Origin of the sequence: Kitasatospora sp. NPDC058478 (assembly GCF_042720345.1) — a bacterium.
In the GTDB taxonomy this organism is placed as follows: domain Bacteria; phylum Actinomycetota; class Actinomycetes; order Streptomycetales; family Streptomycetaceae; genus Kitasatospora.
This window is the reverse complement of the sequence record NZ_JBHXML010000016.1, coordinates 1-14,807: the sequence shown is the minus strand read 5'-3', so window position 1 is coordinate 14,807 and position 14,807 is coordinate 1. Positions and strand designations below refer to the sequence as shown.

Here is a 14,807-nt window from a genome sequence, read left to right as displayed (position 1 = left end):
CCCGCTCGTTGGCCGCCCTCGTCCGGAACGGCTTGCGACCGTACCGACGCGAACTCGTGTCCCTGATGGCCCTGCAGCTCGTGCAGACGGTCGCCCTGCTCTACCTGCCGAGGCTGAGCGCCGACATCATCGACGACGGCGCGCTCGGTGCCGACCCGGCCTTCGTCCTGCGGCGGGGAGGCCTCATGCTCGTCGTCTCCCTCCTCCAGGTCGGCTGCGCGTTGGGCGCCGTCGGGCTGGGCGCGCGGATCGCGATGGCGGTCGGCCGCGACATCAGGGCGGAGGTCTTCCAGCGGGTGCAGGGCTTCTCCTCCCGTGAGGTCGGCAACTTCGGTACGGCGTCGCTCATCACCCGTACCACCAACGACGTCCAGCAGGTCCAGAACCTGGTGTCGGCGGCACTGACCGGCCTCGTCGCCGCACCGATCACGGCCGTCGGCGGTGTCGTGCTCGCTCTCGGACAGGACGTGCCGATGGCCTCGGCCCTGTTCGCCGTGGTCCCGCTGCTCGGTCTGCCCGTGGCCCTGGTCGTGCGCCGACTGCGGCCGCACTTCGCCGGCATGCAGCGGGGGATGGACGTGGTGAACCGGGTCCTGCGGGAGCAGGTCACCGGTATCCGGGTGATCCGCGCGTTCGCGCGGGACGAGTTCGAGCGGCAGCGGTTCACCCGGGCCAACGCGGAGCTCACCCACCACTCGGTGCGGGCCGGCCTGTTGACGTCCTCGATGTTTCCACTGGCGGCGACGCTGGTGAACCTGTTCGGCGTGGTGCTGCTCTGGCTGGGGGCGTACCGGATCCGGGACGGCGGCCTCCAGGTCGGCGCGCTCACCGCCTTCCTCGGGTACTTGACGCTCATCCTGGTCGCCGTGATCACTGCCACCTTCACGCTCATGGCGGTACCACGGGCCGAGATCTGCGCCGCACGCATTGCCGAGGTCCTCACCACCGAGTCCAGTGTCCGGCCGGCCGGGCAGCCCCTCCACGCCCAGCCGCGGCCGGGGCACCTTGAGCTGCGCGGCGTCTCCTTCCGCTACGCGGGCGCCCAGGAGGCCGTTCTGCGCGACGTGGACCTCACCGCGGCGCCGGGCGAGACGACGGCCGTCGTGGGATCGACCGGCAGCGGGAAGAGCACACTGCTCGGGCTCGTGCCGCGACTCGCCGACGCGACGGCCGGTCAGGTGCGCGTGGGGGGCGAGGACGTACGGGACCTGGACCAGTCGGTGCTGCGTCGTTCGGTCGGTCTCGTACCGCAGAACGCCTCGCTGGTCTCCGGTTCGATCGCTTCGAATCTGCGCTTCGGACGGCCCGACGCCACGGACGAGGAGCTCTGGAACGCACTCGCGGTCGCGCAGGCGAAGGAGTTCGTCGAGGCGCTGGACGAGGGCCTCGACACACCGGTCGCGCAGGGCGGCACCAACTTCTCCGGTGGGCAGCGACAACGGCTCGCGATCGCCAGGGTGCTGGTGCACCGTCCGCAGATCTATCTGTTCGACGACGCGTTCTCGGCGCTCGACTCCACCACCGAGGCGCGGCTGCGCGCGGCCCTGGCCGTGGAGGCGGCCGGCGCCGCGGTCGTCGTGGTGGCACAGCGGGTGGCAACGGTGCGGCACGCGGACCGCATCGTCGTCCTGGATGCCGGGGCGGTGGTCGGTACCGGGACTCACGACGCCTTGCTGGCCTCGAATCCGGTGTACCGCGAGATCGTCGCATCCCAGCTGGACGAGGAGCGGACGACGTGAGCGCCGGACGGTCGAAGAGGGCCCGGACCGCGTCGGGTACGCCCACGGGCCCGCCGCGGGGCGAATTCCTGGCCACCGCGCGTCGGTTGCTGGAACTGGTGGGCCTTCAAAGGCCGTTCGTGCTGATGCTCGTCCTCGGGCTCGCGAGCATCACGCTGAACGTGGCCGGACCCCTGCTGTTGGGGCGCGCCACCGACCTGATCGTGGCGATGGCAACGGCGCCGCGGCCGTCGGGCTCCGGCCCGGGGCAGGGCGGCGGCGGCCTCGCCCCCGTGGCCGGGGTCCTCTCGCTCGCACTCGGTGTGTACGGCCTCTCCGGGCTCTGCTGGGTACTGCAGGGCCGACAGGCGACCAAGGCCATCCAGCGTTCCGCCTACCGGCTCCGTTCGGACGCCGAGGCGAAGTTGGCCCGGCTTCCGCTCGCCTACTTCGACACGCACCGGCGCGGCGAGGTCCTCAGCCGGATCACGCACGACATCGACAACATCGTCCAGACCCTGCAGCAGACCCTCAGCCAGCTGACCAATTCGGTGCTGCTGATCCTGGGCCTGGTGGTGGTGATGCTCCGGCTGTCCCCACTGCTCGCGGTGATCGCCCTCACGGTGGTGCCCGCGGCGATGACGGCCACCGCGCTGCTCGGCCGACGGGCACAACCCCGCCTCACCGAGCAGTGGAACGCGATGGGCCGGTTGAACGCCCACGTCGAGGAGATGTACGCCAGCCACACCCTGGTCAAGGCGTTCGACCAGGGCGAGCGGTCGGCGGCAGTCTTCCGGGAGCACAACGAGGCCGTGTTCAGATCCGCCTACCAGGCACAGCTGTTCAGCGGAAGCAGCCAGCCGGTGATGACCTTCGTCAACAACCTGGGCCATGTCGTGGTCGCCGTGGTCGGCTGCCTGCGGGTGATCTCCGGAACGATGTCGATCGGCGACGTCCAGGCGTTCATCCAGTACGCGCGGCAGCTCAGCGGACCACTGACCCAGGTGACCAGTCTCGCCGGGGTGGTGCAGTCGGGCGTCGTCTCGGCCGGCCGGGTCTTCGAGCTGCTGGACGCCGTCGAGGAGACGCCGGACGCCGTCGAACGAGGGCATGTCGTGGGTCGGGGTCTGATCCGCTTCGAGTCGGTCGGCTTCAGGTACGAGCCGAAGAGCCCGCTGATCGAGGACTTCTCGCTGACGGTCGAGCCCGGGAGGACGATCGCCGTGGTCGGGCCCACGGGCGCCGGCAAGACGACCCTGGTCAACCTGCTGCTGCGCTTCTACGACGTCACCGGAGGGCGGATCACGCTCAACGGAGTCGACCTCAGGGAGCTGCAGCGCGCCACTCTGCGGCGTCACATCGGCGCGGTGCTCCAGGACACCTGGCTCTTCGAGGGATCGATCGCGGACAACATCGGGTACGGCCGGGAGGGCGCCACCCGGGAGCAGATAGAGCTGGCTGCCAGGTCCGCCCACGCGGACCACTTCATCCGCACGCTGCCGGACGGGTACGACACCGTACTCGACGGCGAGAACGCCGGGATCAGCGCGGGGGAAAGCCAGTTGATCACCATCGCCCGGGCGTTCCTGGCCGACCCGGCGATCCTGGTGCTCGACGAGGCCACGAGCGCGGTGGACACGCGGACCGAGCTGCTGGTCCGACGGGCCATGGCGCGGCTGAGCGAGGGGCGAACCTGCTTCGTGATCGCCCACAGACTGTCCACGGTGCGCGACGCGGACGCCATTCTCGTCCTGCAGAACGGCTCGATCGTGGAACAGGGACGGCACCCGGAGCTGCTCGCCGCCGGTGGCGCGTACGCCCGTCTGTACCGGGCGCAGTTCGCCCAGCCGGGTGCGGACCTTCCCCGGTAGGGCGGGTCCGGTGGATCGTGGCGGACCCGAAGGGATCCACCGGACGCGCCCTGGCCCTGGACCAAGGACATGACGCGACAGCCGGTCGCCGGTCGCTCCCGGCCCGCGCCGCACCCGCGTTGAACGGAGGAGGACATCCATGGAGCACCCCGTCGACACCGGCGTCCCAGCATGCCGGTCTCGAAGCGCCGGACTGCACCGGCTGCTGATGCTCGCCGACGAGGCGCCGTCGGCGGTCCGCCGTGCTCTGAGGGGGGCCGAGCGCGCGGGCCGGGGCGGGGAAACGAGGACCGTCTGGGCCCGCGTCAGTGAGCTGGCGGCCGAGGACGCGGGCCGCGTCGCCGTGGTGGCGGATTCGGAGGAGATCACCTACCACCACCTGTGCGTCCGGGTCCGTCAGATCCGTGCAGCCCTCCTCGGCGAAGGGTGCGGCTCCGCCGACCGGATCGCCGTCGCCGGCCCCCGGGGCGCGGACACCGTCGCCGTGTTCCTGGCCGTCGAGAGCCTGGGCGCGACGTACGTGCCGATCGATCCCGGGTGGCCCGAGGCCCGGCTGGCGGAGGTGCTGGAGAACGCCCGGCCCCGATGCCTGTTCCTGCTCGACGCCCTGTCGGGGGCGGCCGGGAGCCCGCTCCGCGCGGCGGCGGCCGAGGCCTCCATCGCGGTGCTGACGCCACCGGGGTCCACAGCCGAGGCGCCATTGTTCGCGCCGTCGTTCGCGCTGTCGACCGAACCGCCGGACGACGAGGCGCGCTATGTCATCCACACCTCCGGAACCACCGGCCGGCCGAAGGGCGCGGTGGTGGAGCAGCTCGGGATGATGAACCACCTCCGGTCGATGGTCGGCGCGCTGCGGCTGACAGCATCGGACCGGGTCGCCTTCACCGCGCCGCCGGTCCACGTCATCTCCGTCTGGCAGATGCTCGCCGTCCTGCTCGTGGGCGGGTCCGTCGTGGTGGTTCCCGAGGCGGACCTCCGGTTCGCCCGCCGCCTCGTGGGCTACGCCGAGAGCCGGGGGATCACCGTGATGGAGCTGGTCCCCACCGTGGTCGGCTGGATCGTGCGAGACGCGCAGGCGGCCCGCCGCTCCGGCCCGGCCCTGCCCGACCTGCGATGCCTCGTCTCGACGGGTGAGCGGCTCGACCCCGGGCTGGCGGCGGCGGTCCTACGAGCGCTTCCGCAGACCGACCTCCTCAACGCCTACGGGGCGAGCGAGTGCTCCGACGACGTCGCGCTCCACCACGTGAGGCCGGCGGACCTGGCCCTGCCGCAGCTTCCGGCCGGTGGCCCCCTACCCGGCATAGCCCTCTATCTGCTGGTCAGGGAAGACGGTGGATGGAGGGCGGCAGAGCCCGGCGAAGCAGGAGAGCTGTGGGTGGGCGGGTGCGCTGTGGGGGCGGGCTACGTCAACGACCCGGAGCTCACCGGTGCATCGTTCTTCGTCGACGAGTTCGACCCCCGCTCACCCACCGGCAGGCTCTACCGCACGGGGGACACGGCCTACTTCGCCGATGGGCTGGTCCACTGCACCGGGCGCGCCGACCGGCAGGTCAAGCTCGCCGGCGTCCGCGTCGAGCTGGACGAGGTGGAGGCCGCTGTCTCCGGAATACCCGGTGTGACGGAGTGCGCGGTGGTCGCAGAGGGCGCCGGAGGCGAGGCACGGCTCGTCGCCTACTACGCGGCGGAGCCGGGGACGCTTCAGGACGACCTGTTCGCATCGCTGCGGTCGAGCCTGCCGAATCCGATGCTCCCTCGGCGCTGGGTGCGGCTGCCGGGCCTCCCCCGGAACGGGAACGGCAAGGTCGACTACCGCTCGCTCCACCAGCCGTCCGGGTAGCGGGGGCGCAAGCGTGCGGCCGTCAGGTCGTGATACCGCCGTGAGTCCGCTCACCGGCAGGCCTCGCCCGTGGTGGTGCCGGAGAGGGATCCGGGCCAGTGGTTGGTCCGGCTCAGGTCGCAGATGCGGTCGGCGGTTCGGTCCGCGTCCGTGGGCCACAGCCGTGCTCCGTCGCCGGCGGCGGTGAGGAGCGTGCTCTGGTCGGGGCTGAAGGCGGCCGTGTGCACGGCTCTGGTGTGACCGACGAGCAGTGCCTTGACCTGCTGTGATGCCACGTCCCACAGGCACACCGTGCCGCTGGCGTCCGTGCTGGCCAGCGTGCGGCCGTCGGAGCTGAAGGTGAGGGAGAAGACGGTGTTGATGTGGCCGGTGAGGGCGGCGACCGCCCGGCGCTGCGCCACGTCCCACAGGCGCACGGTGGCGTCGGAGCTGCCGGTGGCCAGGGTGCGGCCGTCGGGGGAGTAGGCCAGGGAGGCGATGGCGTTGGTGTTCTCGGACAGTACGGCGAGGGTGCGGTGCGTGGCCACGTCCCACAGGCGCACCGTCCCGTCGTATCCGGCGGTGGCCAGCGTGCGGCCGTCGGGGGCGAAGACGGCCTTGGAGACCAGGCTGGTGTGCCCCTGGAGGACCGCTGTCGTCTGGTGGGTCGCCACGTCCCACAGGCGGACGGTCGTGTCGAGGCTGCTGGTGGCCAGGGTGCGGCCGTCGGGGGAGAAGGCGACGCCCGACACCTGGTCGGTGTGGCCTTCGAGCGTGGCCACCGGGCGGCCTGACGCGGCGTCCCACAGCCGCGCCGTGCGGTCGGAGCTCGCGGTGGCCAGCAGGAGGCCGTCCGGGGAGAACGCCAGGTGCATGATGTCCTGGCTGTGCGCCGGGAAGGTCACGAGGGGGCGGGGCGGGGTGGTGGTCCACAAGGTGACGGAGCCGTCGGTGTGGCCGATGGCGAGTGTCCGGCCGTCGGGGGCGTAGGTGGCGACGGTCGCGACGGCCTCCAGGTCGTTCGTCGCGCTGAAGGTGGCGGCGATCCGGCGGGTCTTGAGGTCCCACGTGTGGACGATGTGATCGGTGGCGGTGGTGGCCAGCTCGTTGCCGTCGGGGGAGAGCGCCAGCGCGGGGGCGGACGTGTTGGTCTCGTGGAGGGTGGCGGTCAGCCGGCGCTCGGCCACGTCCCACAGGGCGACCGTGTTGTCCTGGCCGATCGTGGTCAGGGTGCGGCCGTCGGCGGTGAACGCGGCCTGGCTCACCTCCTGGGTGTGCCCGTCGAGGACGGTCGTGGTGTCGTGCGATGCCAGGTCCCACAGCCGTACGGTGCGGTCGGTGCCGGCGCTGGCCAGGGTGCGGCCGTCGGGGCTGAAGGCGACCGTGCCGACGGTGCCGGTGTGGCCGGTCAGGGTGGCGAGCAGGCGGTGGGTGGTGGTGTCCCACAGCTTCACGGTGTGGTCGGCGCCGCCGGTGGCCAGGGTGCGGCCGTCGGGCGCGTACGCCACCGCTCGTACGGAACCGGCGTGACCTGTGAGCGTGGTGAGGGCGCGCTGGGACGCCACGTCCCACAGCCGGGCGGTCTGGTCGTACCCGGCGGTGGCCAGGGTGCGGCCGTCGGGCGAGAACGCCGCCGAGGAGACGACGCCGGTGTGGCCGGTGAGGATGCCCGTCGTGCGGCCGGAGGCGACGTCCCACAGCCGTACGGTGCTGTCGGTGCCGGCGCTGGCCAGGGTGCGGCCGTCGGGGCTGAAGGCGACCGTGTTGACGGTGCCGGTGTGGCCGGTCAGGGTGGCGAGCAGGCGGTGGGTGGTGGTGTCCCACAGTTTCACGGTGTGGTCGGCGCTGCCGGTGGCCAGGGTCCGGCCGTCGGGCGCGTACGCCACCGCCGTCACGGCGCCGGTGTGACCGGTGAACTGGTTGGAGGAGTAGGCGGCGTAGGCGCTCAGCAGGCTGCTGCGGGCCTCGGTGCTGTGGGCCGCCCGGTAGCCCTCCAACGCGACCAGCGCCGCGGCCTCGGGCTGCGTTTCGAGGAGTTGCCTGGACTGGGCGGCCCGTTCGCGGGAGACCGCGATGCGGCGCTGCGCGTCGGACTGCGCCCCCTGGACGAACGCGGTCACCGCCAGCACCAGGGAGAGCACGGTCAGGACGGCCAGCGCCATGACCGTCCGGCGCCGGCGGCGGCCACGCTGGTCGTCCGCCGCGGTGCTGGCGTCCAGGAAGGCGGACTCCAGCCGATTGAGCGCCGCGCCGCCGGTACGGGACCAGCCCCGGGCGGTGGCGAGCTGCGCTCCCCGGTACAACGCGCCCGGGTCGCGGCGGAGTTCGTGCCAGGTCAGGGCGGCCTGGGTGAGCCGGCGGTGCGTCCGCAGGGCCTCGCGATCGACGTCGAGCCAGTGGCGCAGCCGCGGCCAGGCGCGGATGACCGCTTCGTGGGCGACGTCGACGGTGCCGTCGGCCAGGACGATCAGGCGGGCGGCGGCGAGCCGGTGCAGGAGGTCGTCGACGGTCGCGGCGCCGGCGAGGCCGTCGAGTTCCTCCCGGGCCAGGCGGCGGCGGGTGTCCTCGGTGCCCTCGCCCGGGGCGGTGAGCCGGAGGAACAGCAGCCGCATGGCCTCCTGGTGGCCCGGCGGGAGACCGGCGTACATGGCCTCGGCGGTCTGGGTGATGGCTCCCCGCATGCCGCCGGTGGCCCGGTAGTCGGCCAGCCGCAGGACGGCCCCGCGGCGCCTGGTCCAGGTCTCGCGCATCGCGTGGGCCACCAGCGGCAAGGCGCCGGGCTGGCCGGTGGCCTCCGCGAGGACGGCCTCCAGCAGGTCGGGGTCCACCACGACGCCCGCTCGGGCCGCGGGTTCGACGACGATGTCCCGCAGCTCGGCCCGGGTGGGTGCGCCGACCGGCAGCTGGGCGCCGGAGCGGAGGGCGGCGGCCAAGGCGGGGTGGGCGAGGCAGCGGTCGTAGAAGTCGGCGCGCACGCTGATGACGACCCGTACCCGGGCCTCGGCTGCGCCGGCGGCCCCGTCGCCAGTTGTGCGCTCGCCGGCCGTCCAGGCCAGGCAGGCCAGGGCCGCCTCCCGCTCCCCGGCGTCCGCGCAGGTGGTGAAGAGCTCCTCGAACTGGTCGACGACGAGGACGACGCGCCGGTCGGCGGGCTGCGTGACCAGCCAGGTGTCCAGCGCGATCCCCAGGGCCGCGGGCTCGTCGGCCAGCGCGCGGGACAGCGCCTCCGCGTCACCGCCCGTCAGCGCGCAGACCGCCAGGGCCAGCGCCCGCAGCGGGCGGTCGCCGGGAACCAGCGGCGCGGTGTGCCAGGCCTCGTCGAGCCGGGGAAGCAGCCCCGCCCGCAGCAGCGAGGACTTGCCGCTGCCGGAGGCGCCGACGACTGCCGTCAGCCGGTGCTCACCCACGTGCCGGACCAGGTGGCTCACCAGTTCCGACCGGCCGAAGAAGATGTCGGCGTCCCCCGTGCCGAACGCGGCCAGTCCCAGGTACGGGCTGAGAGCGGGGCCGCCCCCGTCCGCACGGTCCGTACCGCCGTCCTGCGCCGTGGCGGACGGCCCTTGGACGGCCCGGGACGCCGCCTGCCAGCGGGCCTCCCACTCCGCCTGCTCCCCGCCGCACACCCGCGCGTAGGCGAGCACCACGGCCAGCGACGGCAGGCGCTCACCCTTCGCCGCCTCCGCCAGCGTGCTGGCGGAGTAGTGCGACTCCTTCGCCAGCACGCGGTAGCTCGGTGCGCCCGACCGGTCCCGCAACTGGCGCAGCTCCCAGGCGAGCCGCTCCACCGGACCGGCCTGCGGATCCACGAACCGCTCCGGTCTGCCCAGCCGGGCCTTGCGCCGTGTCCCGTTCGGCCGCGTGTCCACGTTCACCACCCCTGGCAGGCCTCTCCCGCCCCCTCACATCGTTGTCCGACTTGAATGTCCTGCCCAGAGGGCTCTTTCGGACAATGCGCCGCCGCTGCAGAGTTCTCGGCATCGGGGGGTTCGCCGGAACACCTCGTGGCGTTCGGGGGACGGCCCGGTGGGCAGCCGCTCGCTACCGGGCCGAGCGCCTCAGGTGCCGCCGCGCAGGTGCCGCCGCTCAAGTCGGCACCTGCGCGGAGGACCCGTCGTCAGCGCGAAAGGCACCCGCGGGTCGCCGGCACACCTGTGACGCAGCTCACTGGAACTGCTTCGTGGTGGCAGGACAACCAGAGGTGTGGACTATTCGCTGCACGAACGGATCAGAGCCGGGGACCCGGACGCCTTCCGGCAGTTGTTCCAGGAGCACTCGCGCGCGGTTCTGGCACACGCGGTCCGGGTGAGCGGGGATCGCGCCGGTGCCGAGGACGTCATGGCGGTGGTCTTCCTGGAGGCCTGGCGCCTGCGGGACAAGCTCCGCGACGAAGGGGTCACTCCGCGCCCGTGGTTGATGGGCATCACCGTCAACGTGCTGCGCAACCGGGCCAGAGCCGCCCGCCGGCACGCGGCCGCCCTCGCCCGCATGCCGCTCGCCGAACCCGCCCCGGACTTCGCCGACGAGCTGGTCGGTCGGATCGCCGACCGCGATCAGCTGCTGGCCGCCAAGACGGCGTTGGAGAAACTGCGTCGTGGGGAGCGCGAGGTGTTCTCGCTGTGCGTGTGGGCGGACCTCAGCTACCCCGAGGCCGCCGAGGCCCTCGGCATCCCGGTCGGCACCGTGCGCTCCAGGCTCTCCAGGGCCCGGACCCGGCTGCGTGCCCTGGCCGACAAGGAACTGCGGCAGGCCTCGAAAACTCGCCGGGAACCCCTGCGGGCAGCCGGACAAGTACAGGGTGGCCGGATGGTTCCGGCCCGGTCGAACAAGGAGTGAAGCAGATGACCAGCATCCCGCAGCGGCGGCAGCCGCTCGATGACACGAAGCTGAGGCACCTGCTGCCGGCGGCCGGAGCACCTGCCGTCCCGCTCGGCCGGCAGCGCCAGATCGAGGAGTTCCTGATGAACGAGATCACCCGTACCACCGAAGCCGCAGTGCCGGTCCGCCCCGAGGCCAGGAAGCGTCGGCGGCTGCTGATCGCCGTACCCACCACGGTGGCGGCCCTCGCCCTCGCCGCCACCGTGGCGGCCACCACGCTCGGCAGCCCGGGAGCAACCCCCGCGGGCAGTGAGCGCATCGCCGCGCCCGTCATCCAGGTCTCGGCGGGCGACACCGCAGGCCTGGCCGGCGCGGTGGAGCGGATCTCGCTGGCCGCCAAGGCCGCGCCGGACGTCGTCCTGCGCCCGGGGCAGTACGTCTACATCGAGAGCACCGTCTCCCACCTCGCGGGCTCCGTCGACCTCAGCAGCGGCACGTCGAAGGTGTGGGTCGAGAAGCCCCACCAGCGGCAGATCTGGCACTCGGCCGACGGCCGCACGGGCTGGCTCACCGAAGAGGGCAAGTCCCCGGAAGGCGGCGCGGCACTCTCGGCGGACAGCGGCAACCACCTGAACGCACCCTCCTACGACTACCTGCGCACCCTGCCCACCGACCCGCAGGAACTGCTGCAGAAGATCTACACCGAGACCAAGGGAAGCGGCAGCGGGCCGGACCAGCAGGCGTTCGTCACCATCGGCGACCTGATCCGCGAGCAGGCCCTCCCCGGCGAGCTCGCCGCCGCGCTCTACCAGGCTGCGGCCCGCATCCCCGGTGTCGTCCTCCTCGACAGCGCCACCGACGCCGCCGGGCGCACCGGCATCGCGATCGCCCGTACCAACACCGCCACCGGCTCCCGAGACGAGATCATCTTCGACCGCAGCTCCTACACCTTCCTGGGCGAGCGCAGCGTCCAGGTCACCGAGGTCTCCGGGGTCAAGCCCGGCACCGTCATCGCGAACACCGCCGTCCTCAAGCGCGCCGCCGCCGACGCCCCGGGCCGCCAGCCGGGCAACGCCCAGGCCTGACCGCACCCGCGCGTCGCTCCGCCCGTCGTTCCGGCCCTCGTTCTCGGGCCGGGGCGGCGGGCGGAGCCGTGTGAACGGAGTCGGACAGAGAGCTCTAGTAGTACTTCGTTAGGTCTGTAGTGGTCTGGTGTGTCCTGGTCGCTGGATGTTGGGTAACTCGCGGTGGCAGGTGGGGCATTCGCCGGTCCAGGCCCGTATGAGGTCCTGGATGGCGTCGAGGACTCGGTAGAAGGTCAGGCCGGCGTCTCGACTTTTGGGTCGAGGCGCCGGAGGGTGAGGAAGGCGTGGGCGGCGGTGACGAGGGTGACATGGTGGTGCCAGCCTCGCCAGGTGCGGCCCTCGAAGTGGTCCAGGCCCAGGCCGTGCTTCATCTCGCGGTAGTCGTGCTCGATGCGCCAGCGGATCTTGGCCAGGCGCACGAGGCGGCGGATCGCGGTGTCGGGCGGCAGGCTGGTCAGCCAGTACTCGGTGGGCGCGCTCGCGCCCGTAGGCCATTCGGCCAGCAGCGTCTCGGCCGGCAGGACGCCGTCCCAGGCGGCACTTCCGCCCGCGTCGGCCGTGGCGAGCGTGCGGGGGATCTTCCCTGCGGGCCGTACCTGTAGGACGCGGAACCTTGAACGCATCGCTCCGCGGCTGCCCTGGCGCCAGGTGACCTGCCGAAACACCCGGCGGCCGTCCTCGGTTGCGTGCTCGTGCAGGGCGACGGAGTCGGCGCGGTAGCGGGGCAGCGTCCTGCGTCCCGCACCGCCGTAGACGGGAGCCACTGGTTCAGCGTCGTGGCGGTGCGCGGTCTCGTCGCCGCGCACCGCCACGATGTAGTCCAGGTCCCGGGAGCGCAGGGCATGGCGGAAGGCGGCGGACTGGCCGTATCCGGCGTCGGCGACCACGACCTGGGGATCGAGTCCCCAGGCGGTCAGCTCGTCGAGCGTGTCGATCGCCAGGCGCCACTTCTCGACGTGCCCGACCTCCGGTGGCAGGCCGGTGCGACGGCGGCGGACATCGCCACGGTCGCCCCACTCCGGTGGCACGAACAGCCGCCAGGACAGCGGGCTGGAGGCCTGGTCGGTGACGGCGTGGACGCTCACCCCGACCTGGCAGAGCGAGCGTTTGCCCAGAGCGCCGCAGTACTGCCTTGACGTCGCCGCCGACTGGTCGCCGGCCTTCGGGAACGAGGTGTCGTCGATCACCCACGCCTCCGGCGCGAGCGCGGCGGTCATCTTCCGCGCAATCTGCCGCAGCACCGGCGTGTGGTCCCACGGCGACTGGCTGACGAACTGCTGCAGCGCCTGCATGTTCCCGTCCGGCAGCCGCTCGGCCATCGGCTGGATCGACTTGCGCCGCCCGTCCAGCATCAGCCCGCGCAGATAGCAATCCCCCTGCCGTCGCTGATCCTTACGCGCCAGGGACGCGAAGACCTCGGCCACGAAGTCGCCGAGATCTCCGCGCAGCCTTTCCACCTCACCAAGATCCACAGACCGCAGCATGCACCGCCACGACCACAAGATCAAATCAACCTAACGAAGTACTACTAGGCCCTGTCCGACGGATCATGGCGTCGACGGGGTGTGGGCCTTGATCGTCCATCTGGCTCTCGTGATGCAATGTTGCTTATGGCAACGCTTCTTGATGTGGCACAGAGGTTCCGTTCCCTGCATGTACCTGGCACGCCGCTGGTCCTGCCCAATGCGTGGGACGGTGCTTCCGCTTGTGTGGTGGCGGACGCAGGTGCTGTTGCGATCGCGACCACCAGTGCCGGGGTCGCCTGGTCACTCGGCCGCGGCGACGGCGATCACATGACCCGCGACCAGGCGCTCGGCGCGATCGCCCGGATCACGGCCGCTGTTGACGTACCGGTCACCGCCGACATCGAACGCGGCTATGCGACCGGCCCTGACGGCGTGGCCGAGACTGTCCGAGGCGTCCTCGCGGCCGGAGCCGTGGGGATCAACCTCGAGGACACCCTGCGCCCCGTCGCCGAGCAGGCTGAGCGGATCGCAGCCGCCCGCAGGGCCGCGGACGAGACCGGCATCCCGCTGTTCATCAACGCCCGCATCGACACGCACCGCCTGCCGCCAGGTGACCACACGGCCTGGCTGGACGAGACGCTCACCCGCGCCCGCGCCTACGCGGCAGCCGGCGCGGACGGTATCTTCGTCCTCGGCACGCCGGACGCCGAGACGGTCAGGGCACTCGTGGGCTCTCAACCCCTGCCGGTGAACGTCCTGGCCGGCCCCGGCGCACTCCCGGTCTCTGAGCTCGCCGAGGCGGGAGCCGCCCGCATCAGTGCTGGATCCTCCATCGCCGAGGCGGCGTACGGGCTGGTCCGCCGGGCTGCCCGCGAACTGCTGGAGAATGGCACGACGACCACACTGGAGGGCGGATTCGACTACGCCACCCTCAACGCGCTGCTCCTGGCCGAGCCCGCGCACTGAGACGCGGTCAGGGGCGCAGCCACAGCCTGATCGCCGCTACGGTGACGGTTCCGTGGAAGACGTAGGCCCGCTTGTCATAGCGCGTCGCCACTGCCCGGAAGCTCTTGAGGCGGTTGATCGTGCGCTCGACTTCGTTGCGGCGCTTGTACATCTGCTTGTCGAAGCCCGTGGGTCGGCCTCCTCTACTGCCGCGGCGCCGGCGGTTGGCCCGCTGGTCCTTCGGTTCGGGGATGGTGTGCTTGATCTGGCGTCTGCGCAGGTAGCGGCGGTTACGGCGGGAGCTGTAGGCCTTGTCGCCACCGAGGTGGTCGGGCCGTGTGCGCGGATGGCCACCGCCGGTGCGCTTGACCCGGATGCGCTCCAGCACGGGGATCAGCTGCGGGCTGTCGCCCCACTGGCCCGGTGTGATCAGCAGGGCCAGTGGGCGAAGGCCGCCCTCCCCGGCAAGGCGGAGCTTGCAGGTCAAACCGCCTCTGGAGCGTCCGAGTCCTTCGTCGGGACGGTGCTGCCGGGGCGTTGATCTTCGCTTGGGGAGCCGTGGCGGCCTGCGCGGTGCTCCGGCAGCGTGCTGGTGGGCACGACGCGAGGTGGAGTCCACGCCGACCATGCTCCAGTCGATTCGCCCCTGAGCGTCGGCGTCGGTCAGGACGGCCTGGTAGAGGGCTTCCCACGTGCCGTCCGCTGACCAACGGCGGTGGCGCTCGTAGACGGTTTTCCAGTTCCCGAACCGCGAGGGCAGGTCCCGCCACGGGACGCCTGTGCGTATTCGGAAAAGGATCCCGTTGATCACCTTCCGGTGATCGATCCAGCGCCCTCCGCGGCAACCGGACTTCGGCAGCTGCGGCCCCAACCGCCCACTCCTCGCTTGCCAGATCGCCCCGCCCCACAAGCAATAATCATCCAAGAACGAGGCCGTCACGTGATCCGCCGGAAAAGGCCTAGGGCGTGTCTTCAAACTCCCGTCGTCCGCCCGGGGGGCGGGCGTGGCGGCGTTGGGGTGCGTGCATCGCAAGGCGGAGGAGGGAGTCCATGCGGAGCATCGGCGACTGACGACAACGCGGCGAGGTGCG

9 protein-coding genes are annotated in these 14,807 nt (G+C 72.1%); 6 read left to right on the top strand and 3 right to left on the bottom strand.

Annotated elements, in window-relative coordinates; translation table 11 throughout:
* Positions 1-65 precede the first annotated feature (65 nt).
* The 3 genes from ACFWPT_RS11270 (at position 66) to ACFWPT_RS11260 (ending at position 5,426) form a co-directional block, all read left to right on the top strand.
* Positions 66-1,739, top strand: a complete 1,674-nt coding sequence (locus tag ACFWPT_RS11270; RefSeq protein WP_380368488.1) for an ABC transporter ATP-binding protein — start codon at positions 66-68, stop codon at positions 1,737-1,739.
* On the top strand, positions 1,736-3,589 hold the full coding sequence (locus ACFWPT_RS11265) for an ABC transporter ATP-binding protein (protein ID WP_380481250.1): 1,854 nt from the start codon (positions 1,736-1,738) through the stop codon (positions 3,587-3,589). Before ACFWPT_RS11270 ends, ACFWPT_RS11265 begins: the two co-directional genes overlap by 4 nt.
* A 139-nt stretch (positions 3,590-3,728) precedes the next feature.
* Entirely contained in the window at positions 3,729-5,426 is a 1,698-nt protein-coding gene (locus ACFWPT_RS11260) for an amino acid adenylation domain-containing protein (protein ID WP_380481247.1), read from the top strand.
* A gap of 50 nt (positions 5,427-5,476) precedes the next feature.
* Here the strand turns inward: ACFWPT_RS11260 and ACFWPT_RS11255 are convergent, their stop codons facing one another.
* On the bottom strand, positions 5,477-9,271 hold the full coding sequence (locus tag ACFWPT_RS11255) for a cytochrome D1 domain-containing protein (protein ID WP_380481244.1): 3,795 nt from the start codon (positions 9,269-9,271) through the stop codon (positions 5,477-5,479).
* 334 nt (positions 9,272-9,605) lie between these two features.
* Between ACFWPT_RS11255 and ACFWPT_RS11250 the strand changes: the two genes are divergently transcribed.
* Together ACFWPT_RS11250 and ACFWPT_RS11245 are read left to right on the top strand one after the other, a co-directional pair.
* Positions 9,606-10,238, top strand: coding sequence for an RNA polymerase sigma factor (locus ACFWPT_RS11250; RefSeq protein ID WP_380368481.1), 633 nt, complete (start codon positions 9,606-9,608; stop codon positions 10,236-10,238).
* A 5-nt stretch (positions 10,239-10,243) separates the two neighbouring features.
* The gene (locus ACFWPT_RS11245) at positions 10,244-11,305 is read left to right on the top strand and encodes a CU044_5270 family protein (RefSeq protein ID WP_380481242.1); all 1,062 of its coding nucleotides are present in this window, start codon (positions 10,244-10,246) and stop codon (positions 11,303-11,305) included.
* Positions 11,306-11,538: 233 nt separating this feature from the next.
* Here ACFWPT_RS11245 and ACFWPT_RS11240 read toward each other — a convergent pair whose 3' ends face one another.
* Positions 11,539-12,777 carry an IS701 family transposase gene (locus ACFWPT_RS11240; RefSeq protein WP_380481239.1) on the bottom strand — a complete coding sequence of 413 codons (1,239 nt, stop codon included), beginning with the start codon at positions 12,775-12,777 and terminating at the stop codon, positions 11,539-11,541.
* Between the two features lie 129 nt (positions 12,778-12,906).
* On the opposite strand from ACFWPT_RS11240, the gene ACFWPT_RS11235 reads away from it, so the two are divergent.
* Positions 12,907-13,737, top strand: a complete 831-nt coding sequence (locus ACFWPT_RS11235; RefSeq protein WP_380481414.1) for an isocitrate lyase/phosphoenolpyruvate mutase family protein — start codon at positions 12,907-12,909, stop codon at positions 13,735-13,737.
* A gap of 7 nt (positions 13,738-13,744) precedes the next feature.
* Here the strand turns inward: ACFWPT_RS11235 and ACFWPT_RS11230 are convergent.
* A protein-coding gene (locus tag ACFWPT_RS11230) for an IS5 family transposase (RefSeq protein WP_380481236.1) occupies positions 13,745-14,624 on the bottom strand; the annotation gives its coding sequence in 2 pieces (ribosomal slippage) (positions 13,745-14,591 and positions 14,590-14,624; 882 coding nt in all).
* Between the last annotated feature and the right edge of the window lie 183 nt (positions 14,625-14,807).

What these genes read in the sequence shown, in the direction of transcription:
- ACFWPT_RS11260 (WP_380481247.1), top strand. Translation starts at nt 3,729, where the DNA reads ATGGAGCACCCCGTCGACACCGGCGTCCCAGCATGCCGGTCTCGAAGC.
- ACFWPT_RS11235 (WP_380481414.1), top strand. Translation starts at nt 12,907, where the DNA reads ATGTTGCTTATGGCAACGCTTCTTGATGTGGCACAGAGGTTCCGTTCC.
- ACFWPT_RS11245 (WP_380481242.1), top strand. Translation starts at nt 10,244, where the DNA reads ATGACCAGCATCCCGCAGCGGCGGCAGCCGCTCGATGACACGAAGCTG.
- ACFWPT_RS11270 (WP_380368488.1), top strand. Translation starts at nt 66, where the DNA reads ATGGCCCTGCAGCTCGTGCAGACGGTCGCCCTGCTCTACCTGCCGAGG.